Below are 26,422 nucleotides of genomic sequence, written 5' to 3'. Positions count from 1 at the left end.
TAGTTACGCCGTTAATGGTCGCTGTCAATAACGGCTGTCCAGTCGGCATCCATCTGTCGGAAGCGAGACAGCACAGAGGCTAAAAAGGAGTCCGTTAGCAGGGGCTCGATTGCTTCAGGGCCGGTTACGTCGAACTCAGCCACTTTGTAGGTCTGTTCGTAGGGACCGGCCTCTATTTTTACAATGTATTTACTGTTCCAGGAAAACAGACTGATTTTCAGCTGTGGGTGAGCAATGTCCTTTATATAACGCATGTGCTAAAGTAGTCATCAATAAAACCTGCACAAGGTATACACTGCTCTGTACTGAACTGTTCCACGGCTGGTTTGTCGAAATGAGCAGCCCTTTCAAGGTATATTTGTCCGCCAAACTGTACCAATAACTTGTTCCATGACTCATAAATGGCCCTTAGTCGCCTTAGTTATCGGCTCCCTGCTTGGCATCGTTGCCTGTTCGTCCTCCACGACTGACGAAGCGGCTCAATTTTTCTTGCGGGGCAATGTTCAACTACAAAAGCGAGAGTATAAGGAGGCGATCCGGTATTATTCGGAGGCTATCAACAAGAAAAACGACTTCGCCGATGCCTTTAGTAATCGGGGGCTGGCCGAATTTCGGGACGGTCAGGCAGACGCGGCTCTCGCCGATTATTCAAAGGCTATCGCGATCGATACCAAGTTCGAGACGGCCTATTTTAATCGCGCCGACACGTACCTGACGCTCGGCAAAGCCCAGTTGGCATTAGCTGACCTACTGTTCATTCAGCAGACGTACAAGGACTCAACGTTCTACCAAACCCGTCTGGGTGAGGCCTACGCCCAACTGAACAATATACCCATGGCACAGGCCGCCTATGATAAAGCCTTGTTGATCAATGCGAAGAATGTTGAGGCGCTGACCAACCGGGCGGCACTGGCATTTGCTCAAAAACAATACAGGGAAGCCAGAGCCGATATAGCCAAAGCCCTGACGATTAACCCGAATCAGGCAGAAGCACTGAATAATAACGCCCTTTTATTGGCTATTGAGGGTAAATACCAACCGGCTCTGACTTCCGTCACGAAAGCATTGTCGCAACAGGCCAATGAGCCATTTTACCTGAATAACAAGGGGTATCTCCTGCTCATGCTGAACCGCGACGCAGAGGCCCTGCCCCTGATTCGGGAAAGCCTGCGCCTGAATGATCAGAATGCCTGGGCGCATCGAAATCTGGGCCTATACTGGCTTCGTCAGAGAAAAACGGCAGCCGCGCTTGCTTCGTTGAAACAGGCCGAACAACTCGATCCGTCAGTCGAAAAACTGTATACCTATTTAGGACGTACCTATCAGATGGCAGGCAACAAATCGGCAGCCTGTACAGCCTGGAGCCGGGGGAAACTAGCGGGCGATTCGGAAGCGGCTACCCTCTTGATAACGACCTGTTCATAAGAATGCGTAGCACGTCACCGAGCAACATGACGGTCTAATTCAGTAGCAAAGGAGTTATTGTCTATCGTTCGGTGTTCTTTGAGCATCGAATAAACATCGCCGCCAGTGACAACCAACGTACTGCTGCTTACGCCTCCGTTTACGCAGTTAAACACCCCTTATCCAGCCACTGCTTATTTAAAAGGGTTTCTGAACACCCTGCAATGGGCAGACGGGAACGTAATGGTACAGCAGGCTGATCTGGGCATGGATACCATCCTCGCGTTGTTCTCTGAAAATGGCTTAGCCAGCGTTTTCGATGCGGTGGATAACGCAGTGGCATCGGGGGTAAGTTTATCAGACAACGCAGGCAGAATCAGCCGATTACGCGCAATTTACATTGGTACCATCGCGCCAACGATCCTGTTTCTTCAACACAAAAATCCGGCCCTTGCCCATGCCATCGCCGGTCGGAGCTATCTGCCGGAGGCCAGTCGATTTGCAGACATTGACGATCTCGAGTGGGCCTTTGGCAGCATGGGACTCCAGGATAAAGCCCGTCATCTGGCTACCCTTTATCTGGAAGATATCAGTGATCTGCTGGTAGAAGTGATCGACCCGCATTTTGGATTCAGCCGTTATGCTGAGCGATTAGGCCGATCAGCTACTCAGTTCGATGAGCTACACAACGCTCTCCAAGCGCCGCCAACCGTGGTAGGTACGTTGCTGCTTCACTTGCTCGAGCAGCAACTAACGAAGCACAAGCCCGATCTGGTTTGTTTGACCGTTCCGTTTCCCGGAAATCTCTTTGGTGCGCTGCTGTGCGGGCAATACATCAAGCGAACCCATCCCGGCATACAGCTTGTGCTCGGAGGCGGTTACGCCAACACCGAACTCCGAAGTCTTGCCGAACCACGCCTGTTCGGGTACGTTGATTACGTGAGTTTAGACGATGGCGAAGCGCCGCTTCGTTCTCTGTTGGCCTATATCCGAGGCAATCGTCCGCAAAAAGAACTGAAACGTACGTTCCTGCTCAATGCCGATCAACAGGTCATATATGTGAATGGCGCGTCTGAAAAGGATGTTCCTCAGCGCGAGGTAGGTACCCCCGATTATAGCGGTCTGGCGTTAGACCGCTACCTATCGGTGATCGAGGTGGCGAATCCTATGCACCGGCTCTGGAGCGACGGCCGCTGGAATAAGCTTACACTGGCACACGGCTGCTACTGGGGAAAGTGCTCTTTTTGCGACATCTCTCTTGATTATATTGCTCGTTATGAACCGGTTACAGCCAACTTACTCTGCGATCGAATTGAAGAACTGATTCAACAGACCGGACAGCATGGCTTTCATTTTGTTGACGAAGCAGCCCCACCGGCGTTAATGCGCGACCTGGCGCTGGAAATAATCCGCCGGGGCTTGACCATCGTCTGGTGGACAAACATTCGCTTTGAATCTGCTTTTACGGCCGATTTATGCCAGTTGCTCAAACTATCGGGTTGCATTGCTGTTTCGGGTGGGCTGGAAGTGGCGTCTGATCGATTGTTGGCCCGTATGCAAAAAGGGGTCACCGTCACTCAAGTGGCTCGCGTTGCCCATCATTTCACGCAGGCAGGCGTCATGGTGCATGCCTATCTAATGTATGGATTCCCAACCCAGACCGCCCAGGAAACCATAGATTCACTCGAAATGGTTAGGCAGCTTTTCGAAACGGGGGTCGTGCAGTCAGGTTTCTGGCACCGTTTCGCCATGACCGCCCACTCGCCAGTTGGTCTTCAGCCAGCGCTATTTGATGTACAGCGTGTTGGTCCCGAACCAGGCTCTTTTGCGGATAACGACCTCTATCACGACGATCCGCTCGGCGCCAATCATGAGGTATACAGTGACGGGCTGCGCAAATCACTTTTTAATTACATGCACGGCATTGGGCTGGATTTTCCACTGAAGAAATGGTTTTCCTTTTCGATTCCACCCACGTCGATTCCTCGCCAGTATATCGCAAACGCTATTGCTGAACCGGACGTACCCAGACCAAGGGCGAATGCGCTGCTGATTTGGCCCGGGCATGCCCCCAACCTTGACCGCATTGTAACAAAGCAGGGAAAACGGTCTGTTCAACGAGCTGAGTTACTGATCTCACGACAACAGGATGATGTCGTGATCGATATGCCTCCTGAAATCGGTGAGTGGTTAATCGGTATGTGGCCTAAACTAACCACAAAAGCACCCTCCCCGTTGACATTCAGGCAATTTCAGCTGGATTTTGAACAGGCCAATATGGGATCTGTTGATGCACTGATGGCCTCCGACATCTGGGCCGACTGGAAAGAAGCAGGCTTGTTACTGGTTTAATGGTTAACCGGCAAAACCCCGGGGCACCTAATTGTCTTATAGATGTAGTAAACTATACTTCGTCATGAACTACTACGAATCAATCATCGACACGATTGGCAACACACCGCTGGTCAAGCTGAATAAAGTTACTCGGGGCATACAGGGCACTATACTGGCCAAGGTTGAATATTTCAATCCCGGTAACTCCGTAAAAGATCGTATTGCAGTGCAGATGATCGACGACGCTGAAGCAGCCGGCCTCATCAAACCCGGCGGAACCATCATTGAGGGTACCTCGGGCAATACCGGAATGGGCCTGGCACTGGCGGCTATTGGCCGGGGGTATAAGTGCATCTTTACCATGGCCGACAAACAGTCCCAGGAGAAAATAGACATTCTCCGGGCTGTTGGTGCAGAGGTCATTGTTTGTCCAACGAACGTTACGCCCGAAGACCCTCGCTCCTATTACTCGGTGGCCAAACGCCTCAGCCGCGACCTTCCCAATTCACTATATCCCAATCAATACGATAATTTGTCGAATACAGCCGCACATTATGCAACGACTGGGCCGGAGATCTGGCGCGATACAGCTGGAAAGATCACCCATTTTGCGGCTGGGGTTGGCACCGGAGGCACGATCTGTGGCACCAGTAAGTTTTTGAAAGAACAAAACGGAACGGTCGTTTCAATTGGTATAGACACCTATGGGTCTGTTTTCAAGAAATATAAAGAGACGGGCATTTTTGATGAGGGTGAAATCTATCCGTATTTAACGGAAGGTATTGGTGAAGATATCCTGCCCAAGAACGTCGACTTCAGTCTGATCGATCAATTTGTAAAAGTGACGGATAAAGATGCCGCGATCATGACCCGGCGGCTGGCTCGCGAAGAAGGGCTGTTCGTAGGCTGGTCGTGCGGGTCGGCCGTGCACGGTGCGCTCGACTGGGCGAAGGACCATCTAACGGACGACGATGTGCTGGTGATTCTTCTCCCCGATCATGGCACTCGGTATCTGGGTAAGGTCTATAATGATACGTGGATGAAAGATCACGGTTTTCTGGAAGCACGGCAGTTTGCTACGGCCCGCGATATTGTCAAAAGTAGAAATGGCCATAGCTCACTCACCACCATTGCCGGAAACGTTCCTGTCAGTCAGGCTATCAAACTCCTGAATCAACAAAGCATCTCCCAAATGCCGGTAACGGATACCAGCGGGCATATTGTGGGGAGCCTTACCGATTCAGTGATCCTGTCATTGCTGATCGACGATCCGTCCATCAAAGACCAGCCTGTTGAGACCGTAATGGACAAACCGTTTAAGTTTGTTGGCCTGGACAACACACTCGATGTATTATCCTCGCTGATCGACCGCGAAAATAGGGCCCTGCTCGTCCGCGACGAATCAGATACCATTCATGTCATCACCCAGGCCGACCTGCTAGCCGCATTAACAGCCTGAATCAACTTACCGTTTTTCTGGCGCCCACCACATGTAGAAAACTGGGTGCTCCTTCTACTATGAACTTTGGAACAAAAGCCATTCACGCGGGTGTACATCCCGACCCCACTACCGGGGCAATAATGACGCCTATCTACCAGACGTCGACTTATGTACAGGAATCACCGGGCGTACACAAAGGCTATGAGTATGCACGTACCCAGAATCCTACCCGTGATGCCCTTCAGGCCAACCTGGCGGCGTTGGAAAACGGCCAGCATGGCCTATGTTATGCCTCTGGGCTGGCGGCGACCGATGCTGTTCTTAAATTATGCCAACCCGGTGATGAGATCATTGCCAGCAGCGATCTATACGGGGGGACTTACCGAATCATGGTGCGGGTGTTTGCGCCGCTTGGCCTGACATTCAAATTCATTTCGCTCGATGACCCCGCCAATCTGGAAGCCGCCCTCTCCGAAAACACGAAGATGGTATGGATAGAAACACCGACCAATCCGCTATTGCGTATCGTTGATATTCAGGCTATTGCACAACGTACCCAGGCGCTTGGTATCCGGCTCGTCGTTGATAATACCTTTGCTTCGCCCTACTTACAAAATCCACTCGATTTGGGAGCCGATATAGTAGTTCATTCCGTGACTAAATATTTAGGTGGTCATTCTGATACGGTGATGGGCGCTATAATTTGTAATGACGACGACACAGCCACACGACTGAAATTCATTCAGAATGCATGTGGTGCCGTACCTGGTCCTCAAGACTGTTTCCTTGCGCTTCGGGGTATAAAGACCCTGCACATTCGGATGCAGCGGCATTGCGAGAATGCACAACGAATTGCGGAGTATTTACAGCACCATCCCCGCGTTGGCCAGGTTTATTATCCGGGGTTACCCACGCATCCTGGGCATGACCTGGCCGCCCGGCAAATGCGGGGTTTCGGTGGTATGCTCTCTTTTGAGTTAAAGGGCAATTCGTACCCCGAGGCGATCAAGGTTATGGAAAGCATCCGACTCTTCGCACTGGGTGAATCGCTTGGCGGCGTTGAATCACTGTGCACCCACCCCGCCAGCATGACCCACGCTAGTATTCCGAAGGAAGAACGCGAAAAAAATGGCCTGAAAGATACGCTCATCCGCCTCAGCGTAGGTATCGAAGACGCCGATGACCTGATCGCCGATCTGGAACAGGCACTGGCTCAATAAATCGGCGCGTATTAAAGGTATAGAGGCTCTTAAACAGAAAAATCCGATCAATACATTGATCGGATTTTTCTGTTTAAGAGCCCCCAGTCGGGATCGAACCAACGACCTACTGATTACAAGTCAGTTGCTCTACCAGCTGAGCTATGGAGGCTTTTACGCTTCGCATTGGCTATGCTTCCTGCGAATTGTGGTACAAAAGTAGGCCTTTATAGGCGCACGTGCAAGCATTTCTGTCAAAAAAAATGGCCTGCTAACCAAAAAGCAGCGGGCCATTTTATAACTAACTGATTGTCTTATTCCTGACTACGAAGCTGCTCAATCTGACGCTGGGCATCAGCGATTTTTTTCTCAATGTCGGCTCGTAACTGATCCGCATTTTTCGACCGGGCAAAGAATTCGATGTTGTTCTGGTAGGTGGCAATGTCATTCTCCAGTGCTGAGATCCGCCGACGTGTTTCGCTTCCACTCCCTTCGCTGCTCCGGCGATAGGCTGCGTAATCGCCGCTGTCACGATAGCCCCCGTTATCACGGCCGCCACGGAAACCTCCTTCACGAGGCGCACGATCACGACTGGTGTTATCACGGCGAGGCGCATTACCTTCGCCACGAGGTCCACGGTCACCACGACCGGCATTCCCTTCCCGAGGTCCGCGATCGCCACGTGGCGCATCGGAACGCTGGCCACGATCACCGCGAGGTCCGCCAAAACGCGACACTTCGGCTTCGTTATCCTGAATAGCTCGTTCTTTCTCCGTCGTCGACAAAGCGCCATTTGCACGTACCAGCGCGTTGATTGCAGCGATGTAGCCTTTCTGAATTCGCTCTTTGTCCTTCTTCGGCACAAACCCAATGCTGTTCCACTCTTCTTTAAAAGCGTTTAGTTGCGAGAGGTCTGCACTCTGTGTGGCAGAGGCGTCAATCCGGGCAATCAGTTCTTCTTTCCTGGTCAGGTTAGCCTCAAATTCCCGATCTGTATCCTGGCTCCGGTTCCGCTTCTTATCGAAGAAGGCATCACAAGCCGCCTTGAATCGTTCGAAAATGCTGTTCTTTTGTTTTTCAGGTACCTGCCCGATATTCTTCCACTGCTTCTGGTAATCGATTACCCGTTGAGTCGCATCCGCCGATTCGTCATTAGCAGCCAGGATAGCTTCTACCTGCTCACACAGATCCGTTTTAGCCTTCAGGTTTTCTTCTCGCTTGCTTTCCAGCTGACGGAAAAACTCACCTTTATTGGCGAAGAAAGTTTTTAAGGCTGCCCAGAATTTCTTGCTGAGTTCCTTACCTTCTTCACGCGGCATTGGCCCCTTAATGGCATTCCAACGATCCTGAATCGCCATGACCTCTTTGGTCTTGTCGTTCCAGTCATTGATGCCGGATGAGGTGAATGAGGTTAACGGAATCAGTTCCTCGTAGATCTTCGATTTCTCTTCGTAAAGCTGCGACGACTCTTTTCGATTCTCTTCATTCTGGCCACGGCGTTTTTCGTAGAGCGCATCGAGGGCCACTTTCATCCGCTGCCAAAGCACTTCCTGCTCTGCCTTTGGAGCCGGACCAATATGCTTATACTCCTCGAACAACGCGTTCGCTTCGTCGATTGTCTGCCGCGTCACTTCTTTCTCAGCAGACGCTTTTACGATCGCCTCAACCTTATCGATCACTTCGGCCTTCTGCGCAGCGTTTTTCTTACGATCTAACTCCTTGAGCTCGAAGTAGATATTCCGGTTGCTGTAGTAGCGGTCTACCAGGGCATGGTAGGTAGCCCAAAGCGTTGCATTGTGGGGAGAATTGATGTTACCTGCCGCCTTCCACTCGTCCTGAATAGCTTTGAAGCCATTCCAGCTTGTTTTGGCATCTCCAGCATTTGATTCATCCGACTCTACCAATTCACGCAACCGACGAAGCAAGTCTGTTTTAGCGTTAAAATTGGAGTCTTTGGCTTTATCAAGGGTTTGGAAATATGTATTCTTCTGCGATTTGATCTGCTTGTACAGATCTTCGTAGCGAATGGCCAGATCATCGGTGCGGAATTGGAATCCTTCTTCTGATCCGGTTTCGTCAACATATTTGGCAAGCGCAGCCTGACGTTCAGTTCGTTTTAACTGATCCATTACAGGCTTACTCTGTTTCAACACGTCGTCTGCCTGACGGAACAGGCCAGGGGCAACTGTTTCCGCCTTCAGGCTATTCAGCGTCTGGTCGAGCAGGGTAACCAACTCCTGCTTCGTATAATTGCTGTAATCTACAGCAGGTTCAGCAGGTACGTCCTCAACTGCTTCTGCTTCGCCATATGAAGCCTCAGGTGTTTCTGCTGCTTGTATCGGGGCTTCAGCTAACTCAGCCGATGTTTCTGGTATACCTGCTTCAGCTGGGTCTTCCGCTGGTACGGCCTCAGCCACAGGCTCTTCTGTAACGGACTCTCCCGTAACATCCGCCTCGGCGGGAGTAGATACTTCCTGACTGTCAGTATCGGCAATTTCGCTGATGGCTGGCGTTGGCTCCCTATCAGCGACATCGGCAGTAGGTTCTTCGGCAACCGGCTCTGCTGGCGCTTCATCAGCCGCCGTTGAGACCGACTGTTCAGGCATAGCGATTTCGGCCGACTCAGGCACAGAGGCTTCGTCAGTTTTCGATACGGGCGTTGAAGCGACCTCTTCGGTCGCCGTAGTCGTTTCCGGCAGTTGGTTGTCAGGTTGATTCACACCCTCTGGCCGGTCGATTTGCTGTTCTTCGTTTGTCATGTTGGTTACGCACCAATTACTTTTGCAAAAGTAATGAAAATACGCGGCTTTTACCCATTTACCCGGTTCTTGCCCACTCTCTCCGCTCAGTATGACAGCCAAAATTGCCGACTTGCGTAAGGATTATACGCTAAACGGTCTGGATCAAACAGATGTTTCAGCCGATCCTTTTGCTCAATTTCAACAATGGTTCGACGCCGCACTGGCAGCAGGGATCAATGAACCGAACGCCATGCATCTGGCGACGGTTAGTCCCGAAGGCCGACCGGAGGGGCGGATAGTCCTGGTGAAAGGGATTGATGATACAGGTTTTTCGTTCTATACGAATTATTCCAGTAGAAAAGCTGCGTCACTAGCTGTACATCCATTTGCATCGCTTACTTTTTTCTGGCCAGAGCTGGAACGACAGGTCCGAATTGAAGGAAGAGTTGAAAAAGTAACTGAGTCAGAATCTGACGCCTATTTCAACAGCCGACCACGCGGTAGCCAGATAGGCGCCTGGGTATCACATCAGAGTGAAGTTATCACTGGACGCGACGTACTGGCAACGAAACAACAACGCCTTGACGATCAATTCAACAATCAACCCATTCCCCGGCCACCGTTTTGGGGTGGTTATCGGGTAATACCGGATCAGATTGAGTTCTGGCAAGGTCGCCCGAGCCGGTTGCACGACCGGATCCGGTACCGCCTGGAGGCAGGCACATGGCTCATTGAGCGGGTTTCGCCTTAGCGTAAAGGAGCGAAAGTTGTTTACGTTAACAATTGCCGAACTAGGCAACGTTCGCCCTTTCATGCTTTATTTCAGATCGAATAAATTCGTCACGCCTAGCATTCGCTTGCTGATAAACCCTTCGCCGAATTCAGCGTTGATCATGTGGCCATGATCGCGCGTCCGTGATTCCAGAAACTTCATGAAAGGTTCACCAGAAATATAACTCTGTGGCTCAGTACTTTCGGGATTAAAAAACTGACTTTTATACGCTTTGATAGCGTCCAGCTTCTTGGCCCAATAGGGTGTGATATCCACGACAAAGTCAGGTGTAAGCCATCGATCCTGGATAAAATAATAGATATAATCAGGGCGGTGTGCGCCCTGAGGATCACCAGTGACGGGATCGACCGTTTGAATCTGCCGTAGTCCACTATAAAAACAGGCGTCGGTTACCAGTTGTGCGGCCCGACCATGATCGGGGTGGCGGTCATCAACGGTATTGGTCAATACGATGGCTGGTTGATAATGCCGGATCCAGGCCATCAACACGCGTTGATGTTCTTCATCATTTCGGAAAAAACCGTCTTTGAATCCCAGGTTCTGGCGATCAGTCAACTGCATGATCCGGGCGCCTTCTTCCGCTTCCCGGGCTCTGATCTCCGGCGTACCACGTGTTCCCAGCTCGCCACGGGTCAAATCAACTACAGCAACTGTCTTCCCCTGGTTTACCAATGAAAGCACAGTGCCGGCACTGGTCATTTCAACATCGTCAGGGTGGGCTGCGATACACAATACGTCAACTTGCATAGAAAGAAAGTTTCAGGTTTCAAATCTCAGGTTTCAAGCACGTTGCTCATCATCATCTTTTAACAAGCAACGTACCTGAAACCTGAGACTTGAAACCTGAAACTCATTTAAGGAAACTTAGGAAACTTACTGAAATCGGGTTTACGCTTTTCAAGGAACGCGTTTTTGCCTTCCTTCGCCTCATCCGACAAATAATAGAGTAGAGTGGCATCGCCAGCCAATTGCTGGATACCCGCCTGCCCGTCGAGTTCTGCATTGAACGCTGCTTTCAGCATGCGCAGCGCAATGGGGCTCTTCTCCAGTATTTTCTGACACCAGGCCACTGTTTCTTCCTCCAGCTTATCAAGCGGAACAACCTTGTTGACAAGACCCATATCGAGGGCTTCCTGCGCGTTATACTGATCGCAGAGGAACCAGATCTCACGGGCTTTTTTCTGACCAACAATTCGGGCCAGATACGACGCGCCAAACCCGCCATCGAATGACCCAACATTCGGGCCCGTTTGACCAAACCGGGCATTTTCGGCTGCAATGGTCAGATCGCAAACTACGTGGAGAACATGCCCCCCGCCGATGGCATAACCAGCCACCATAGCTACAACTGGTTTTGAACTACGGCGAATCTGCATTTGCAGGTCCAGGACATTAAGGCGTGGGACTGCATCTTCACCAATGTAGCCGCCGTGGCCCCGAACCGACTGATCGCCGCCACTGCAAAAGGCATCGGGCCCTTCGCCAGTCAATATAATTACGCCAATGCTTTCGTCCTGCCGGGCCAGTTCCATCGCCTCCGACATTTCTTTGACAGTCAGCGGAGTGAATGCATTCCGTTTGTGTGGCCGGTTGATGGTGATCTTGGCGATTCCCTCAAAATAGTCGAACTTAATTTCGCGGTACTCGCGAATTGGTTGCCAGTTATATGTGCTCATAAGGTGAATGAGCGAACGAGTGAACAAGTGAATGGACTTTGTTACTTACGAAATGATAAGCAGCAAAGTCCATTCACTCGTTCACTCGTTCACTATAGTGTACTTCGTGATACGTAACGTCCCAGGTATGATCAGCCAGCATTCGGACCGTGGCGATGCACCGTTCAAACGGGAATTTTCGTCCCCATTCGTGTGGTGCAATCATTGACAGCGCATCGGTACCGTTTTTGCGGAGATAAAAGTAATAGGTATGGCCAATGACAGGCTCGAAGCTCATCTGAGCGCTGTAAATGCGCTCCGACACCTCAACCCGATTCCGAATGGCGGTGGCCTGTTCGGCCAGCAATTGCATCTGCTTGTATAGCTGCGCAATCTGCATATCTGTCTGCTCACGCATGGCCGTTACCGCGCGACCAGTAATTTTGCCTTTATCTTCCGGCCGGATAATAGCCCCCCCCGCTGTGTGGGCGTATTCGAGGAGTCCGGGCCGATCGGTCACCTTATCGGGCGAGATCGGATTAACGATTTTGGCTTCTTCCATACGGTTAAGTAACTACCCGTTCAAGGTATTGTTCGGGGGCACCTGTCACGGGCAACTGTCGGAGTAGTATTGCTGATAAAGTGAGGCCGTCATGCACGGTTTTGTGCACAAAAGTAGTTTATTTGAGTATCACCCTGACTCCCAACTTATGGAAAATACATTCGACCCAACGCCAACCTCTTCACTGTCGCGCGCTGACTTCATGCGCCTTGTTGGTACCAGTATCGGCCTGATTGCGTTCACTACCTGTGTCTCTGCCTGTGGCAAAGAGAACAGTGATCCAGCACCTGCTGCCAGTGTCGACTTCACGGTGAACTGGGGAAAAAGTCCATATAGCAACCTGCAGGCAAAAGGTGGGTACGTTGTTGAGCAGGGAGTCATTATCGCTCAAACGCTTAGTGGCGATTTCGTTGCTGTGTCGTCTGTGTGTACCCACGACAAGAACACACTGGTATTTCAGGGCGCCACTAACCGTTTTTATTGCCCGGCCCACCAATCGGCCTTCAGCACTAGTGGGGCCGTTCAAAATGGACCAGCCGTTAACTCGTTGAAAACGTATACGATTACGGTAAATCAGGCTACAGGCGATGTGCATGTAAAGGGATAAGATGGATAACCAATCCTTTTTGGAGGCATGGCGGGCAGGGCAGCTTTTTTTCACGTTGCAAACCTCCGGCTCTACAGGAACACCTAAACCTATTCTATTGACGCGCGCTCAGATGGAAGCGTCGGCCCGGTTGACAGGGCAAACGTTTGGCTTACAACCGGGTGATAAAGCGCTGGTCTGCTTAGCTACTGGGTACGTTGCCGGCGTGATGATGCTGGTCAGAGGTGAAGTCCTCGGGCTTGACCTGACCATCGTTTCCCCTTCGGCCAACCCACTGGGTACGTTCGACCCGGCAACAACCCGGTTCGATTTTGCCGCGTTTGTGCCGCTACAGCTACAAACCATGCTGGCCGATCTGGATCCGTTGGGAAGGCCAGTGGCTTTGCCGATCCTGAATGGGATGAAAGCCATTCTGGTGGGTGGCTCGGCCACCAGCCCGGCGCTGGAAGCGGCCACTCAGCTCATTCAGGCGCCCGTTTTCAGCACTTACGGCATGACAGAAACGGTATCGCATATCGCGATTCGACGGCTGAATGGCCCTGAACGGACCGGCTTATTTCATGTTTTACCCGGCGTTGCCGTGGGAACCGATGAACGAGGGTGTCTACACATCACGGCGGCCGCGACTAATTTCGAGCGTATTCAAACAAACGATGTAGTCGAGTTAGTGCAACCGGCTTCCGTACATGATCAGGTTCGTTTTAGGCTGATTGGGCGCGCCGACTCAGTCATCAACTCAGGCGGGGTGAAGATTCAGCCCGAATCCGTTGAACGCGTTGTGGCCGATGTACTGGCCGAATACAGGCTGTCTCCAAGGCTTTTCGTGGCTGGCCTCCCCGATGAGCGGCTCGGCCAGCGCGTTGTGCTGTTTCTGGAAAATACGCCATTGACAGACAACCAATGGCAGGTCATTCGGCAGGCGGTTCAGAGCAGTCTGGGCACCTATGCCGCGCCAAAATCATGGCGGAACGTACCTGCGTTTATGGAAACGGCTACGGGAAAGATCGACCGGCGAGGAACAGCGAATCTGTAGTTTTCATTGGTCGCCCACCCCCAATTCGTTTCGATTCAGCCCGGATTATCTGCATCGCGGCAAGTAATGAAGTCGTTTTACTGGATTTCGTCAGATTAACTCCGTACTTTTGCGGGAAATTAAGGCACCGTTCCATGGCTTCGTTTAATCCCGTCAAGATCTTTTCAGGCAGTCAATCCACCTACCTCGCGGAGAAGATTGCCCACTATTACGGGAAAGATCTGGGTGGGTATACCTGCCGCCGTTTTAGCGACGGAGAGATGTCGCCAAGTTTCGAAGAATCAGTACGGGGTTGCGATGTGTTTCTGATTCAGTCGACGCCACCACCGGGCGACAATCTGATGGAGTTACTGCTGATGGTTGACGCAGCGCGGCGGGCTTCGGCCCACTACGTAACCGTGGTTATTCCCTATTTCGGGTATGCCCGGCAGGATCGGAAAGACAAACCACGGGTTTCCATTGCCGCTAAACTGGTCGCGAATATGCTGGCTGCTTCGGGCGCCGATCGCCTGATGACCATCGACCTACACGCGGGTCAGATTCAGGGCTTCTTCGACTTCCCCGTTGATCATCTGGAAGGTACGTCCGTGTTTGTGCCCTACATCCGTAGCCTTAATTTGGAAAACCTGATCATTGCGTCGCCCGACGTGGGTGGTGCCAACCGCGCCCGAACGTTTGCCAAGCACTTCAACGCGGAAATCGTGTTGTGCGACAAGCACCGGAAACGTGCCAATGAAATTGCGTCGATGCAGGTTATTGGTGACGTAGAAGGAGCTAACGTTGTGCTGGTCGACGACCTGATCGATACGGGAGGTACCCTGTGCAAAGCGGCACAGATTCTGCTCGATAAAGGCGCCAAAACAGTACGGGCCGTGTGTACTCACCCCATTATGTCGGGAAAGGCACACGAAAACATTGCCAACTCGGTATTGGAAGAATTAGTGATAGCCGACACGCTGCCATTAAGCCAGCCCAATCCGAAAATAAGGGTGCTGTCGGTAGCCGAATTATTTGCGAAAGCCATCGGCCGCATCCGTGACCACGAATCTATTAGTTCACTTTTTATAAGGTATTAAAGAGTGAAAGAGTAAAAGGGTGAAAGAGCGTAAATCTCGGCCACTCTGTTTCGGCATGCTGATTCACTCTTTCGCTCTTTCACGCTTTAAATTTACTATCATGAAAAAAATCGAGATTGTAGGGTATCAACGAGCGAATCTCGGCCGGACGGAATCACAAGCCATTCGTGCCGAGGGTAATGTACCCTGTGTGTTGTACGGAGGCGCCGAACAGGTTCACTTCACCGTGCCTGCCATTTTATTCCGTCCGTTGGTGTTTTCGCCTGATGTCTATGATGTCACGCTGAACATCGAAGGCGCAGAGTACCGCGCCATTTTGCAGGAAACTCAATTCCACCCAGTGAACGACTCGCTGATCCATGCCGACTTCCTGTTGGTTACCGACAAGCCAGTGAAAGTAGCAATTCCAGTTCGTCTGAACGGAACGGCTCCTGGCGTGCAGAAAGGGGGAAAACTGGTTACCCGGATGCGGAAGCTGCGCGTTCGCGGGCCAGTAGATAACATTCCTGAGTATATCGACGTAGACGTATCGAAGCTGGATCTGGGCAAGGTTGTCCGGGTAGGTCAGATTGAACTTAATGGCATCGAAATGCTGGAGCAGGCGGCTAACCCAGTAGCCAGCATCGAAATCCCACGTGCACTGCGTGGTCAGGTTTCGGCCAAATAATTTACTGTCTTCTGTTTACTGTTGCGCTGCTGAGTAGCGGAGCAACAGTAAACAGAAGACGGAAGACTATTTTACGCTAATAGATACACGAAAAGCCGACCCTGATGGGTCGGCTTTTCGTGTTATTTGGCGATCTGGATTTTTTATCGCTGGTTTGCGTAGCTGTCCATTCACGTCATCAACTAGTTCTGTGTTATGAAAAACCTTGTTATCGTTGGCTTAGGCAAAGTTGGCTCATTAGTTGGCCTATTACTCCATAAACAGTTCACTGTCAGTGGCTTTGATCAACGGCTGCCGGTATATCCCCTCCCGTTCCCTGTTCACAAAGGCAATGTCAGCGACACAGCAGCACTCTATGAAGCGATGAAACAGGCCGATGGTGTTGTGTCCTGCTTACCTTACAACCTGAATTTGCCGATCGCCCGCATCGCCCACGAACTGGGTATTCACTACTTTGACCTCACCGAAGACGTACCCACCACAGAGGCCATTCGGGAGATGGCACGTACAGCGAAAGGCGTGATGGCCCCCCAGTGCGGGCTGGCTCCGGGTTTGATCGGTATTGTTGGGTCGGACCTGGCCAAACGGTTCGACCGCCTTCGTGATATTGAATTGCGCGTTGGCGCCCTGCCCCGTTACCCAAATGGACTTCTTGGCTATTCGTTTACCTGGTCGCCAGCGGGTGTCATCAATGAATATCTCAATGATTGCGAAGTGATCGCCAATGGGCAGCGGAAGATGGTGCCTGCGCTCGACGGAATCGAAGTCATCAATATTGAAGGGCAGGAATTTGAGGCATTCAGCACGTCCGGCGGACTGGGTACGTTATGTGAGACCTATGCGGGCCAAGTCGACACGTTGAATTACAAGACAATCCGCTATCCTGGCCATTGCAAGCTAATGCGTTTTCTGCTGTATGAGTTGATCCTTAAAGACCAGCGTGAACTGACAGAGAAAATTTTGACCGAGGCCAAACCACCCGTTCAGGATGACGTCGTCTATGTATATGCAGTGGTAGAAGGCTGGCGCAATGGCCAGCTTGCCCGGGAGGAGTTCTACCGCGCCTACCATCCCCGGCTAATTGATGGGCAATCGTGGCGGGCTATATCGTGGACGACGGCAGGTTCTGTGGCGGCCGTGGTAGAACTGGTAGCCAACGGCACCTTGCCCCAGCAGGGTTTCTTAAAACAGGAAGACATTCCGCTGGCAACGTACCTAAAAACAACGAATGGGGCCTTTTTTAACGAGTGAACGAGCGAAAGTAGCTTACGCTGGAGGTAAACTCTTGCGTAAGCCACTTTCGCTCGTTTACTCGTTCACTCGTTCACCCAGTTTATAAGGTAGAAAGGCGTCAACTGGCTGACCATATCGGTGGAGGTCACGAATGATACTGGAGCTGATGGGGGCCAGATGTGGCGAGGTAATTAAAAAAACGGTTTCTACCTCTTCGTATACGTATCTGTTCACCTGGGAAATACCGTTTTCATATTCAAAATCGGTGGTGTTCCGCAAGCCACGGAGCAGAAAACGAGCGCCCAGCTCTCGGGCAACATTGGCTGTCAGGCCATCATAGCTCATCACTCGCACGGCAGGTTCATCGCGAAAGGTGCCTTCAATCCAGGTGGTCATCTGCTCCAGGGTAAAATACCGCCGCTTATTGGCATTCCGTCCGATACCAATGATTATTTCATCAAACAGGTGCAGGCCTCGACGAACAATATCTTCGTGGCCTTTAGTGAAGGGGTCGAATGAGCCGGGAAATAGCGCAATACGGGGCATAACGGGGGCTTATGTTTGCTGGGATTGATTACCCCAGCAAACATAAGCCCTGGAGGCCAAGATACCTGTGTTCGGGGAGTTCTTCGAGTTCGGCGGAAGGAGTGAGCCCTGGTGGTAACTGGCCAATGGCTATTGTCGGCACAAAACGCGACAGCGCTACATAGCTCTCGGCAAACGGTGTACTTTCTCCATATACGAAGGTGTGGGTCGTTTCAGGATCAACGCCCAGTTCGTCGAGCACATACAAAACGTAGTATGTCAAATCCTGCACATTTTTAAACCCAAACCGGTTGCAATACCGAAGTTGGTGCGCATCGCGAAACAAGAGGGTCACGTATTCGTCTTCAAAGTACAGGAATAAGTTCTGATGGCTTGTCAGGTTTAGATCAACCGCCCTGGTGGCCTGAATCAGCGTTGTTTGCTGGTGAGCATACGTGACTGGCTGCAACGGGTACTGCTCACTCATAAACTCAGTGATGTCCCGATCTATGCCAAACACGGATACAAACCCCTCCGGGTGCGCGTATGCGTGTGCCAGTTCATTGGGTGGTGGCTGGTGACCCCGCATCAGGGCCAGGTAGCTGCTGGCGTATTCCTTGCGGTACAGTTGGCCTGGTATTAGAGTAAAGGCAGGCGATAACACGGATACGCGAATATGCAGGAACTCGTCGTATCGGAGCAACGGGTGATCTTTGAAAAGAGACGGCAGATACGTCTGTATCGATTGCTCCGTCAGCAGCGACGGCTGCGCGTATTCATCTAGCCACACCATACGCCGCTGCGGATCGAGCAGGGTAACCCGGAGACGTTGTGAAGCCATTTCCAGACACAGGACAGAACTTGACGCCTGTTCGGGAGTTATGGCCTCGGGTCGAATTGACAGCGTTGGCGCAAGCGTAGAAAGTGTCACCATATTCATCATTAATCGCGATACCCTGTCAAGCTGAAAACCTCATCGAGCGACTGGCAACCAGCAAACAGGTGATGTACTTCATTGGCAGGCAACTCCTTTATCTCCTCGAACGGCATAAACCGCACGTCAAGTATGAGTTGCTCCTCCTTGTTCGTTTCCGGGTCGATTCCCCGACCTATTATTCCGCCCACACGCTGCACGTCAAAAAATAATTCAATCGCGTGGAGCGGCAGCGCTATCAATTCATTGACAAACAGTAACCGTGTTGCGTCAATAATCAGGCCGGTTTCTTCCAGAAATTCACGTTTCAGCGCTGTGCTAGCCGGCTCACCGAACTCTACGCCCCCACCGGGAGGCGACCAGAGTGAACCAGCCGTACCTACCCCCCAATGCTTCACCATCAGCAGGTTATCTCCTTCCCTCAGCAGTCCACAGACCCGTACACGCAGGCGCTGTCCGTACACTTCATGTACCAGCAGTTGGGAAGTAGAGCGTATAGAAGGCACGGACAGGCTAGTTGACGTAAAACAGGGGGGCAAAGATAACTAAACCCGCCAGAGAACGTACCTAGTACGAGCTACCGGTAATATAGCTTTCCAATGAGCTGATACGGGCTTTTTGTTCGTGAATAATTGTGTTCACGACATCATTGATCGAGATAATGCCGACTAGTTTTGCGCCATCCATGACAGGCAGATGACGAATGTGTTTGTCAGCCATCGTCACCATGCATGACTCAAGCGACTGTTCGGGTGTGATGGTGATGACATTAGCCGTCATTACATCATGGATCAGCGTATCTTTTGATGCGCGACCCTGGAGAATACCTTTCCGGGCATAGTCGCGTTCCGAAAATATCCCGACCAGTTCCCCGCCTTCCAGTACTAATACGGCCCCTATGTTCTTGGCAGCCATCAGTTCCAGGGCAGCGTAAACAGTTTCACCGGGAGCAACCGAATAAATCGTGTTGATTGTTTTTTGGTGTAATACTTGGCGGATGTTCATGAGGGTGAAGGAGTTAGAGAGGGTGAATCTAGGCAATTAAAATTGCCTCTGCAACGGCCTGCTGTAAAATAGGTGGCTATTCCACTAAGTTTATCCAGGGATCGTAAATGGCGCTGATCAACCGGTTTTCGCCTCACGTTGGCCTTCCCTTTCTGGCCAATTTTTTGTAATTTAGAGGTATGAACGAAACGCAAACGGCAACCCAACTTTTAGTTAAACGGTTTCCGTACAAGCCAACTGAAGGGCAACTTTCTTTCTTCGGAAAAATTGGCGAATTCATTACCCGCGAAGATTACGAACACTATCGGGATTGTTTTTTACTGCGCGGCTACGCTGGTACCGGCAAAACCACGCTCATCAGTACCCTCATCAAAGTACTGCCCCGCTTCGGTTATAAATCGGTGTTACTGGCTCCTACTGGCCGGGCTGCCAAGGTAATGTCGAACTATGCGAAGAAATCAGCCCAGACCATTCACCGCAAGATCTACCGGCAGGTAGCCGAACAGGGATCAGGTACGTTGGCGTTTCAACGCCAGAAGAACTATCATGAAGAGACCCTCTTTATTGTCGACGAGGCTTCGATGATCTCCGATGAAGCCGAATTTGGCGGTAAAGGTTTGCTGAGTGATCTGATTACGTTTGTGTTTGAGAATCCAGGCAACAAGCTCATGCTGGTGGGCGACACCGCCCAGTTACCCCCTGTTGGCCGTGATGGCAGCCCCGCCCTGGATCGTGGCTTTCTGGCGCGTTCATTTGACATGACTGTCTACGAGCAGGAACTCACGGAAGTGATGCGGCAGGATGTTGAATCGGGAATTCTGTACAATGCAACCGAATTACGGCAGCTCCTGTCTGACGATATTCTCAATCCATCAAACGAGCCGGTAGCGGTGAATTTCGAGCGGCTGATGAGCGACAATGCACCCGGCACGCCAGCGCCTTCCTCGCCGATACGCATTACCACCAAGCCCTTTCACGACCTCTTCAAGATGCCGCTGAACAAGCTGGAAGACGGGATCCGGTATGCCTACAACAAATACGGACGCGAGAACACCGCTATCTTATGCCGGTCGAATAAAATGGCGGTGCAGTATAACCAGTTCATTCGGCGGATGATCGATAACTGCGAGGATGAACTCGATGCCGGCGATATGCTGATGATCGCCCGAAACAACTATACAATCCTGGGCGATGACTCACCGGCCGGCTTTTTGGCGAATGGCGAATTTGCCGAGGTGATGAAGGTTCGGCGGCAGGAAGAGATGCATGGGTTCCGTTTCGCTACCGTAACGCTTCATCTGGTCGATTATGAGGACCAGCCCGATTTCGAAGCTAAAATTATTCTCGACACCTTGCATACGTCGACCCCCTCGCTGAGTCAGGAGCAGAATAAAGCCCTCTACGAGAGCGTATCGCAGGATTACCTCTACATCACCAACAAAAAGGAGCGTGCCGAAGCCATCCGACGCGACCCGTATCTCAGCGCCCTACAGGTAAAATTTGCCTACGCGCTGACCACTCATAAAGCCCAGGGCGGCCAGTGGAGCGCTGTTTTTATCGATCAGGGGTATCTACCGGAAGGGCAGACCAATCAGGAGTTCATCCGATGGCTCTATACAGCCCTTACTCGTGCCACCGACGAAGCCTTCCTGATGAACTTCAATCCTGATTTCTTCGTGTAGAGAGACACCGGCAGTAGTCTTCAATGCGGCTGTGGCTTGGCTAATATCCGGTAAAAAAAACGGTGCTGAGGCTCCAGCGTGTAGTAATAGGGCAAGCTGGACAGTACGCCATTCTTATCTGTTTCAGCACTTACCTTTGGTCTTCGCAGCGAACCAATGTCATCGGCCAAGCGAGCAGGCTGCCCAAAAGTTGGTGCCTTGCTGAGTAAAATAAAAGGACCAATCCACGAGATCAGTACCACAACAGCAAAAGCCCAGATCGCCAGTTGATTACGCTTTTCTACGAACGCATTGATAACCGCCTGTAGTGAGAACACAGCCAAAATGGTTAAAATTGGGATAGAGGCTCTTGAAGCAAAATCTCGCCAAACCCCAACTTCCCACACCGGAATAAACAGCAACAGACCAAAAGACACCCAGAATGTCGGCTTATTCAAACGATATACGGCAGGGGATAACCATCGAATAAGCAGGAAGAAAATGCCCGCCTCCAGCGTGAATGTGAGTAGGTAATTCACGAGAATAGTAACGCTTGCTGACACAGATTGACCAATAAATCTGACAACGAAAAACTGACTATACAGGTCCGCTGTACGCGCTTTGTACATCGCTATGAATGGCAAGACAATGGCAATCATGGAAGCAGCTAAACTAACCTTTTCGGTTCGTTCCCATAGATAAAGTAACGTAGAGCTGAAGTTAGTCTCACGAAGTTTTGTCGCTACGTCGAAAGCGAGAACCAGCGAGATATAAAGCGTAAGACCCATAAACGGAAAGGGCGCAAAAGGAATGAGTAGAGCTAAAGGGAAAACAGGGATTATTTTTCGATATTGAATGGCCCACAGCGTAACCAGCCAGCCTGGGATCGTTTGATTGAAGACATCGAACAGATCAAACGTAAAGGATGTATATGAGAAAAAATAATACATCTCAATTGGCTCATTATAGCCAACGATATGCTGTTGAATAAGTAGTTTTCCTAAAAAATCCATACCGCTCCAAAGAGCGAACAAGCTGGATATGAACAATATATAATTAAAATTAAATAGTTTATGAAGTTGAAAGAAGACAAGCAACACCCCAATATAATTCCACAACAATAAGGCAGTATTTGCCGCGGATTGACCGAACCATTTACCAATCAGCCCAGCAGGTAACCAATACGTAAAATAATAGTTAAATGCTGTCTTATGCCCGGCTAAAAACTTGATATCAAAGTCATTCGGGAAGTCAAAAAAAACGGGCCATTTATATTGAGCCAGATCACGCAGGAAAGCATTTTTATAATGGTAATCCCAGTCCTGGTTAGAGAAACCGCCAGCACCAGACAAATAAACCCAGGCAAAAGAAAGCACGATCACTAGAAAAAGCTGCCAGTAGGAAATCTGTTGGTTCGTCAGATCGCCTACTGGCACTTTCTGCATATAAAAATATATCCCCGCAATAAGCATACCCGTGAAGGGCAGTCCATACATGGGTTTAAGCCAACCAATTAGAAATAAGGCAACTGGAATACTTAGATAAATTAATACTGAATAGTCTAATATGCGCTGAATTTTATTAGGCATTGTAACGATGGCGTTTGGGCTCATTTGAGTGTCAAAGCTAAATCCCGCATCTACTTAAACCAAATTGTGTATGCTCTTGAGCGGTTTGATAAAACCCGCTGACAGCTGAAGCAGCGGCCTGCATCGCTCACGGAGAGCGCATCACGTTCAGCTAAGTCATGGATCAGCCCCATACGCGATAAACTGTCAACCAGTGCAAAGTATATCCGATCTGAAATCTCATTTTTACTACGTTTTACGTTACTACGTAAACTGCTTCGTATTTACGCAGGCACGATTTTTGAAATTTTACGTGTTCGTACAACAGTTCACCCATAACATCCAGCATCATGAAATATTGGGCTTTTTACCTACTCATTTTGGTAGGAACGGCCAGTGCCTGTAAAAAATCAGTGACCGACGTGGTTACGCCTGTAGTCGATCCACGTGATCGTATGGTAGGAACATACGCGATCGGGTACAATGTCGTGATCAGGTTCGGCTCAAAAGCCACGGCCCCCGAAACGTATACAGGTACGTTAGGCGTAAGTAAATCTCAGAATGCCAATGAATTACTATTGGATTTTGATGCGCCAGGTATTAAAGAACGGCAGACGGCCGGCCTCAAGGACAGTACGTTTACGATTCTCGACAAGAAAACGCAGCCTATCGTACTTAATGGCACCTCTTTTACAGGTCAGTACAGTGCCACCGGGCAGTTTGTCAGGGAGAGTGGCCAACAGAAGATGACCTATACGGGTGTCTCTGAAGATGTAGACCTGAAATTGGTCATACTATTAACGGGCACGAAAAAGTAGTTATCATCACCTAACAATCCCGTAATTTTGGCTCAATAGGCAACGTACCCATACAGGTACGTTGCTTTTCGGGCTAACGATTACGGCTTTTTTGTGGGCAATCACATCAGTAGGCTGTTCCCAGTTACTTTCGTAACCGTCCCAGTTGTTTATTGAGTCAATTTTCTACCTGCATGAATTTAGTTACCGGAAAAGTCGCCCTCATTACGGGCGCATCGCGTGGAATCGGACGGGCCATTGCCCAGCGATTCGCGCAGGAAGGCGCCAATGTGGCGTTCACCTACCTATCGAGTGTTGAAAAAGGACAGGCACTGGAGGCCGAGCTGGCGGCCTTCGGTATCACAGCCAAAGGATACCGGTCGGATGCGTCAGATCATAAGGCCGCCGAAGCGTTGGTTAACCAGGTCATGGCCGACTTTGGTCGGCTTGATGTACTCATCAACAATGCGGGCATTACACGCGATGGCCTGTTGATGCGCATGACGGAAGAGCAGTGGGACTCGGTAATCAACATCAATCTGAAATCAGTATTTAACCTCACCAAAGCGGCCATCAAACCCATGATGAAAGCCAAGTCAGGCTCGATAGTGAACCTGACATCGGTCGTAGGATTGCGCGGAAATGCCGGTCAGGCCAACTACGCGGCATCGAAAGCCGGTATCATTGGCTTCACCAAGTCGGTAGCGCTTGAATTAGGGTCACGGAATATCCGTTCAAATGCCATTGCCCCTGGTTTTATTGAGACGGAAATGACGGGTGAATTAAACGAGAAGGCCATCGAGGAATGGAAGCAGTCAATTCCACTGAAACGAGGTGGCCAACCCGATGAAGTAGCGGATGCCTGTCTTTTTCTTGCCTCTGACCTCTCCCGCTACATTACCGGGCAAGTGCTGCAAGTCGATGGCGGTATGCTAACGTAATCTATTCAGATAAAGTGAGCCAGGCGTTAACTGCCACTTACAGCTAAGAATCAGCCTGTAGGCTCCTCTTATGAACGCGCACCGGCATCGCTCCATTGCCTGTACAGACTTAAGACACCCGACTTACGACTTTTCTTTATGTCCTTGATCTTTCAGAGTTCCCCCTGGTGGGTAGCCGTTTGTTTGCTGGCTGGTGCGGTGTATGCGGTGGCGATGTATCAGCCGTTACCGGGCAGCTCCATTCCAGGGGGCTGGGGACGTAGCCTGAACTGGGGACTGGCGATACTGCGGTTTGTGGTGGTTAGCCTGGTTGCCTTTCTTTTATTGAATCCCCTGATCCGAAGTTTTCAGACGCGCACCGAAGCCCCAAAGGTGGTATTAGCTATCGATAATTCCGAATCGGTAGCGGCGGCGGGCCGCCCGGCGCTCAATCAGACGCTGACTTTTCTGAACACGCTCCGCCAACAGTTGACGGACAAAGGCTATGAGGTAGCGGTACGGACACTATCCGATACCTCAGCGACTGACGACCTCACACAAATCCCTTTCCGGCAGCGCACTACCGATCTGGCCTCGCTGCTCACCGGCATCCGTTCAGATTATGAAGGGCGGCATCTGACCGATGTGGTACTGGTGACCGATGGCATCACGAACCAGGGCCTGTCGCCGACATTTACTTCCTACCCATTTGCCGTGCATACGGTGGGGTTAGGCGACACTATTCCCAAAAAAGATGTGTCGTTGAAAGGCGTAATAGCCAACCGGGTAGCCTATCTGAATAATGCTTTTCCGGTGCAGGCGGAGATTATCAGTCATGGCTTTCAGGGGCGTAGCGCCCAAGTGGTGCTACGACAGGGAACGCGGGAGGTAGGTCGTCAAACCGTCCGTTTCGATCGTAGTCAGACATTTACGCAGGTACGTTTCCAGACATCGGCCACCCAGAAAGGTGTTCAGCGGTTCACCGTTGAGGTTCTTCCACAGGCTGGCGAATTTAGTACGGCCAATAATCGGCAGGATGTTTATCTCGAGGTGATCGATGGCCGCGAGAAAGTCCTGCTCCTGGGCTTAGCGCCTCACCCCGACCTGAAAGCCATTCGTGCCATTCTGGAGAAAAATCAGAATTACGAAGTCGATGTTCGTACACTGACCACAGCCGAAGGTACCAGTATTCCGATCGACAAAACGTATGACCTGCTGGTGCTGCATCAGCTTCCCGACCTGAGCAACCTGGGCAACGCGGCTGTTGCCAAGTTGATGGCGCAGAACACACCTACTTTATTTGTTGTTGGCACCCAATCATCCACCGCCGCCCTCAACCCCATTAACCCGGTCATCAGCGTACTCGGACCACCTAACCAGGTCGACAAAACGACGGCTTACTTTAACAGTGGTTTTAAGCAATTGAACCTGGACCCCTCTAAACTGGAGCTACTCGACAAGTTGCCGCCGCTTACTTCGCCTTATGGCGAATACAAGCTCTTGCCTGGAAGCGAAACGGTACTCTGGCAGCAGATCGGAACGGTTCGTACCACAAAGCCCATGCTGGCCATTAATACAACGGGTAGCCGCAAAGCGGCCGTTCTACTGGGTGAAGGCATCTGGCAGTGGCGGTTGGAAGAATATGCGCTGACGGATAAACAGGAAGTGGTTGATGAACTGATCCAGAAAGTGCTTCAGCTCATTGCTGTAAAAGAAGATCGACGTAAGCTCCGGGTATATCCCATCCGAAACGAGTTTATAGCCGGCGAAACGGTCTCGTTTGAAACGGAGCTTTACAACGACATTTATGAACGGCTCTATGACTTGCCCATCAAACTCGATGTTGTTGATGAACGGAGTGTGACACGGTCGTTTACGTATACGCCGACCGAAGCCAACAGTCGATTCGACATCAGCCGTTTGCCCGAAGGCGTTTACCAGTATAAAGCAACGGCTACACTGAATAATCGGGCCGAGCAATCCTCGGGCCAGTTCATTGTGCGTGATGTACAACTGGAGGCGCTGAATACAACGGCCGATCATGGCTTGTTACGTCAGCTGGCCACGCAGACGGGAGGTACTTTTCGTACAGGCACCAGTGCAGCCAGTTTGGTCAACGACCTGACCAGGCGAGACAATCCTGCCAGACTCAGCAGCACTGAGGCCCTGAACGAATTGATTAACTGGCGCTGGCTATTCTTCCTGATCCTTGCCCTGGCTGGCACTGAATGGGCCCTTCGGAAATACAACGGAGGGTACTAGGTACT

24 protein-coding genes and 1 tRNA gene are annotated in these 26,422 nt (G+C 50.9%); 14 read left to right on the top strand and 11 right to left on the bottom strand.

The genetic code is table 11. The annotated features are described in order from the left end of the window. Positions 1-11: 11 nt before the first annotated feature. Positions 12-254: a hypothetical protein gene (locus ACAW75_RS03160; protein WP_370727221.1), complete on the bottom strand. Its 243-nt coding sequence runs from the start codon at positions 252-254 to the stop codon at positions 12-14. Positions 255-390: 136 nt separating this feature from the next. On the opposite strand from ACAW75_RS03160, the gene ACAW75_RS03155 reads away from it, so the two are divergent. From ACAW75_RS03155 to ACAW75_RS03140, 4 genes are all read left to right on the top strand, one after another. Beyond that, positions 391-1,425: a tetratricopeptide repeat protein gene (locus ACAW75_RS03155; RefSeq protein WP_370727220.1), complete on the top strand. Its 1,035-nt coding sequence runs from the start codon at positions 391-393 to the stop codon at positions 1,423-1,425. A gap of 105 nt (positions 1,426-1,530) precedes the next feature. Next, positions 1,531-3,756 (top strand): B12-binding domain-containing radical SAM protein, encoded by a 2,226-nt coding sequence (locus ACAW75_RS03150; RefSeq protein ID WP_370727219.1) that lies wholly within the window; start codon positions 1,531-1,533, stop codon positions 3,754-3,756. 64 nt (positions 3,757-3,820) lie between these two features. Next, positions 3,821-5,197, top strand: a complete 1,377-nt coding sequence (locus ACAW75_RS03145) for a cystathionine beta-synthase (RefSeq protein WP_370727218.1) — start codon at positions 3,821-3,823, stop codon at positions 5,195-5,197. Between the two features lie 59 nt (positions 5,198-5,256). After that, complete coding sequence (locus ACAW75_RS03140; RefSeq protein ID WP_370727217.1) at positions 5,257-6,399, top strand: cystathionine gamma-synthase; 1,143 nt, start codon at positions 5,257-5,259, stop codon at positions 6,397-6,399. A 78-nt stretch (positions 6,400-6,477) separates the two neighbouring features. Here the strand turns inward: ACAW75_RS03140 and ACAW75_RS03135 are convergent. Both ACAW75_RS03135 and ACAW75_RS03130 read right to left on the bottom strand, forming a co-directional pair. After that, positions 6,478-6,550, bottom strand: a tRNA-Thr gene (locus tag ACAW75_RS03135). A 142-nt stretch (positions 6,551-6,692) separates the two neighbouring features. Next, positions 6,693-9,137 carry a DUF349 domain-containing protein gene (locus ACAW75_RS03130; protein WP_370727216.1) on the bottom strand — a complete coding sequence of 815 codons (2,445 nt, stop codon included), beginning with the start codon at positions 9,135-9,137 and terminating at the stop codon, positions 6,693-6,695. Between the two features lie 91 nt (positions 9,138-9,228). Here ACAW75_RS03130 and pdxH point away from each other — a divergent pair, with 91 nt between their 5' ends. After that, a complete protein-coding gene (pdxH, locus tag ACAW75_RS03125; protein WP_370727215.1) occupies positions 9,229-9,870 on the top strand; it encodes a pyridoxamine 5'-phosphate oxidase in 642 nt (213 codons plus the stop codon). 66 nt (positions 9,871-9,936) lie between these two features. Here pdxH and bshB1 read toward each other — a convergent pair whose 3' ends face one another. The 3 genes from bshB1 to ACAW75_RS03110 form a co-directional block, all read right to left on the bottom strand. Further along, positions 9,937-10,659, bottom strand: coding sequence for a bacillithiol biosynthesis deacetylase BshB1 (gene bshB1 / locus ACAW75_RS03120; RefSeq protein ID WP_370727214.1), 723 nt, complete (start codon positions 10,657-10,659; stop codon positions 9,937-9,939). Positions 10,660-10,766: 107 nt separating this feature from the next. After that, positions 10,767-11,588, bottom strand: coding sequence for a 1,4-dihydroxy-2-naphthoyl-CoA synthase (gene menB, locus ACAW75_RS03115; RefSeq protein ID WP_370727213.1), 822 nt, complete (start codon positions 11,586-11,588; stop codon positions 10,767-10,769). A 73-nt stretch (positions 11,589-11,661) separates the two neighbouring features. After that, complete coding sequence (locus ACAW75_RS03110; protein WP_370727212.1) at positions 11,662-12,129, bottom strand: DUF2452 domain-containing protein; 468 nt, start codon at positions 12,127-12,129, stop codon at positions 11,662-11,664. Between the two features lie 148 nt (positions 12,130-12,277). Between ACAW75_RS03110 and ACAW75_RS03105 the strand changes: the two genes are divergently transcribed. The 5 genes from ACAW75_RS03105 to ACAW75_RS03085 all read left to right on the top strand — a co-directional run bounded on the left by ACAW75_RS03105 (position 12,278) and on the right by ACAW75_RS03085 (position 16,763). Further along, entirely contained in the window at positions 12,278-12,736 is a 459-nt protein-coding gene (locus tag ACAW75_RS03105) for a QcrA and Rieske domain-containing protein (RefSeq protein WP_370727211.1), read from the top strand. 1 nt (position 12,737) lies between these two features. After that, positions 12,738-13,769, top strand: coding sequence for an AMP-binding protein (locus ACAW75_RS03100; protein WP_370727210.1), 1,032 nt, complete (start codon positions 12,738-12,740; stop codon positions 13,767-13,769). 134 nt (positions 13,770-13,903) lie between these two features. Next, positions 13,904-14,845, top strand: coding sequence for a ribose-phosphate pyrophosphokinase (locus ACAW75_RS03095; RefSeq protein ID WP_370727209.1), 942 nt, complete (start codon positions 13,904-13,906; stop codon positions 14,843-14,845). Positions 14,846-14,945: 100 nt separating this feature from the next. Continuing rightward, positions 14,946-15,512 carry a 50S ribosomal protein L25/general stress protein Ctc gene (locus ACAW75_RS03090; RefSeq protein WP_370727208.1) on the top strand — a complete coding sequence of 189 codons (567 nt, stop codon included), beginning with the start codon at positions 14,946-14,948 and terminating at the stop codon, positions 15,510-15,512. 195 nt (positions 15,513-15,707) lie between these two features. After that, on the top strand, positions 15,708-16,763 hold the full coding sequence (locus ACAW75_RS03085; protein ID WP_370727207.1) for a saccharopine dehydrogenase family protein: 1,056 nt from the start codon (positions 15,708-15,710) through the stop codon (positions 16,761-16,763). Positions 16,764-16,820: 57 nt separating this feature from the next. On the opposite strand, the gene coaD is transcribed toward ACAW75_RS03085, so the two are convergent. The 4 genes from coaD to ACAW75_RS03065 all read right to left on the bottom strand — a co-directional run bounded on the left by coaD (position 16,821) and on the right by ACAW75_RS03065 (position 19,209). Next, positions 16,821-17,291 (bottom strand): pantetheine-phosphate adenylyltransferase, encoded by a 471-nt coding sequence (gene coaD, locus ACAW75_RS03080; protein ID WP_370727206.1) that lies wholly within the window; start codon positions 17,289-17,291, stop codon positions 16,821-16,823. 28 nt (positions 17,292-17,319) lie between these two features. Next, positions 17,320-18,204: a DUF3822 family protein gene (locus ACAW75_RS03075; protein WP_370727205.1), complete on the bottom strand. Its 885-nt coding sequence runs from the start codon at positions 18,202-18,204 to the stop codon at positions 17,320-17,322. Between the two features lie 8 nt (positions 18,205-18,212). Next, entirely contained in the window at positions 18,213-18,710 is a 498-nt protein-coding gene (locus tag ACAW75_RS03070) for an NUDIX domain-containing protein (RefSeq protein ID WP_370727204.1), read from the bottom strand. A 61-nt stretch (positions 18,711-18,771) separates the two neighbouring features. Next, positions 18,772-19,209 carry a CBS domain-containing protein gene (locus tag ACAW75_RS03065; RefSeq protein WP_370727203.1) on the bottom strand — a complete coding sequence of 146 codons (438 nt, stop codon included), beginning with the start codon at positions 19,207-19,209 and terminating at the stop codon, positions 18,772-18,774. Positions 19,210-19,388: 179 nt separating this feature from the next. Here ACAW75_RS03065 and ACAW75_RS03060 point away from each other — a divergent pair, with 179 nt between their 5' ends. Next, positions 19,389-20,891: an ATP-dependent DNA helicase gene (locus tag ACAW75_RS03060; protein WP_370727202.1), complete on the top strand. Its 1,503-nt coding sequence runs from the start codon at positions 19,389-19,391 to the stop codon at positions 20,889-20,891. A 20-nt stretch (positions 20,892-20,911) separates the two neighbouring features. On the opposite strand, the gene ACAW75_RS03055 is transcribed toward ACAW75_RS03060, so the two are convergent. Beyond that, on the bottom strand, positions 20,912-22,459 hold the full coding sequence (locus ACAW75_RS03055) for a hypothetical protein (RefSeq protein WP_370727201.1): 1,548 nt from the start codon (positions 22,457-22,459) through the stop codon (positions 20,912-20,914). Positions 22,460-22,788: 329 nt separating this feature from the next. Here ACAW75_RS03055 and ACAW75_RS03050 point away from each other — a divergent pair, with 329 nt between their 5' ends. From ACAW75_RS03050 to ACAW75_RS03040, 3 genes are all read left to right on the top strand, one after another. Further along, complete coding sequence (locus ACAW75_RS03050) at positions 22,789-23,256, top strand: hypothetical protein (protein WP_370727200.1); 468 nt, start codon at positions 22,789-22,791, stop codon at positions 23,254-23,256. Between the two features lie 173 nt (positions 23,257-23,429). Further along, positions 23,430-24,176 carry a 3-oxoacyl-[acyl-carrier-protein] reductase gene (gene fabG / locus ACAW75_RS03045; RefSeq protein WP_370727199.1) on the top strand — a complete coding sequence of 249 codons (747 nt, stop codon included), beginning with the start codon at positions 23,430-23,432 and terminating at the stop codon, positions 24,174-24,176. Positions 24,177-24,314: 138 nt separating this feature from the next. Beyond that, positions 24,315-26,417: a VWA domain-containing protein gene (locus ACAW75_RS03040; RefSeq protein WP_370727198.1), complete on the top strand. Its 2,103-nt coding sequence runs from the start codon at positions 24,315-24,317 to the stop codon at positions 26,415-26,417. Positions 26,418-26,422: the final 5 nt, after the last annotated feature.

Source organism: Fibrella arboris (assembly GCF_041321095.1).
GTDB classification, from domain to species: Bacteria; Bacteroidota; Bacteroidia; order Cytophagales; family Spirosomataceae; genus Fibrella; species Fibrella arboris.
The sequence above is the reverse complement of the archived record's forward strand: the minus strand, read 5'-3'. Positions and strand labels throughout refer to the sequence as shown.

Bases quoted from the DNA above. Each gene is read 5' to 3' on its own strand.
- ACAW75_RS03050 (WP_370727200.1), top strand. From the start codon at position 22,789: ATGAAATATTGGGCTTTTTACCTACTCATTTTGGTAGGAACGGCCAGT.
- ACAW75_RS03160 (WP_370727221.1), bottom strand. From the start codon at position 254: ATGCGTTATATAAAGGACATTGCTCACCCACAGCTGAAAATCAGTCTG.
- bshB1 (WP_370727214.1), bottom strand. From the start codon at position 10,659: ATGCAAGTTGACGTATTGTGTATCGCAGCCCACCCTGACGATGTTGAA.
- ACAW75_RS03075 (WP_370727205.1), bottom strand. From the start codon at position 18,204: ATGGTGACACTTTCTACGCTTGCGCCAACGCTGTCAATTCGACCCGAG.
- ACAW75_RS03140 (WP_370727217.1), top strand. From the start codon at position 5,257: ATGAACTTTGGAACAAAAGCCATTCACGCGGGTGTACATCCCGACCCC.
- fabG (WP_370727199.1), top strand. From the start codon at position 23,430: ATGAATTTAGTTACCGGAAAAGTCGCCCTCATTACGGGCGCATCGCGT.
- ACAW75_RS03110 (WP_370727212.1), bottom strand. From the start codon at position 12,129: ATGGAAGAAGCCAAAATCGTTAATCCGATCTCGCCCGATAAGGTGACC.
- ACAW75_RS03130 (WP_370727216.1), bottom strand. From the start codon at position 9,137: ATGACAAACGAAGAACAGCAAATCGACCGGCCAGAGGGTGTGAATCAA.
- menB (WP_370727213.1), bottom strand. From the start codon at position 11,588: ATGAGCACATATAACTGGCAACCAATTCGCGAGTACCGCGAAATTAAG.
- ACAW75_RS03100 (WP_370727210.1), top strand. From the start codon at position 12,738: ATGGATAACCAATCCTTTTTGGAGGCATGGCGGGCAGGGCAGCTTTTT.
- ACAW75_RS03105 (WP_370727211.1), top strand. From the start codon at position 12,278: ATGGAAAATACATTCGACCCAACGCCAACCTCTTCACTGTCGCGCGCT.
- ACAW75_RS03155 (WP_370727220.1), top strand. From the start codon at position 391: ATGACTCATAAATGGCCCTTAGTCGCCTTAGTTATCGGCTCCCTGCTT.
- ACAW75_RS03040 (WP_370727198.1), top strand. From the start codon at position 24,315: ATGTCCTTGATCTTTCAGAGTTCCCCCTGGTGGGTAGCCGTTTGTTTG.
- coaD (WP_370727206.1), bottom strand. From the start codon at position 17,291: ATGCCCCGTATTGCGCTATTTCCCGGCTCATTCGACCCCTTCACTAAA.
- ACAW75_RS03065 (WP_370727203.1), bottom strand. From the start codon at position 19,209: ATGAACATCCGCCAAGTATTACACCAAAAAACAATCAACACGATTTAT.
- ACAW75_RS03055 (WP_370727201.1), bottom strand. From the start codon at position 22,459: ATGCCTAATAAAATTCAGCGCATATTAGACTATTCAGTATTAATTTAT.
- ACAW75_RS03085 (WP_370727207.1), top strand. From the start codon at position 15,708: ATGAAAAACCTTGTTATCGTTGGCTTAGGCAAAGTTGGCTCATTAGTT.
- ACAW75_RS03095 (WP_370727209.1), top strand. From the start codon at position 13,904: ATGGCTTCGTTTAATCCCGTCAAGATCTTTTCAGGCAGTCAATCCACC.
- ACAW75_RS03060 (WP_370727202.1), top strand. From the start codon at position 19,389: ATGAACGAAACGCAAACGGCAACCCAACTTTTAGTTAAACGGTTTCCG.
- ACAW75_RS03090 (WP_370727208.1), top strand. From the start codon at position 14,946: ATGAAAAAAATCGAGATTGTAGGGTATCAACGAGCGAATCTCGGCCGG.
- pdxH (WP_370727215.1), top strand. From the start codon at position 9,229: ATGACAGCCAAAATTGCCGACTTGCGTAAGGATTATACGCTAAACGGT.
- ACAW75_RS03145 (WP_370727218.1), top strand. From the start codon at position 3,821: ATGAACTACTACGAATCAATCATCGACACGATTGGCAACACACCGCTG.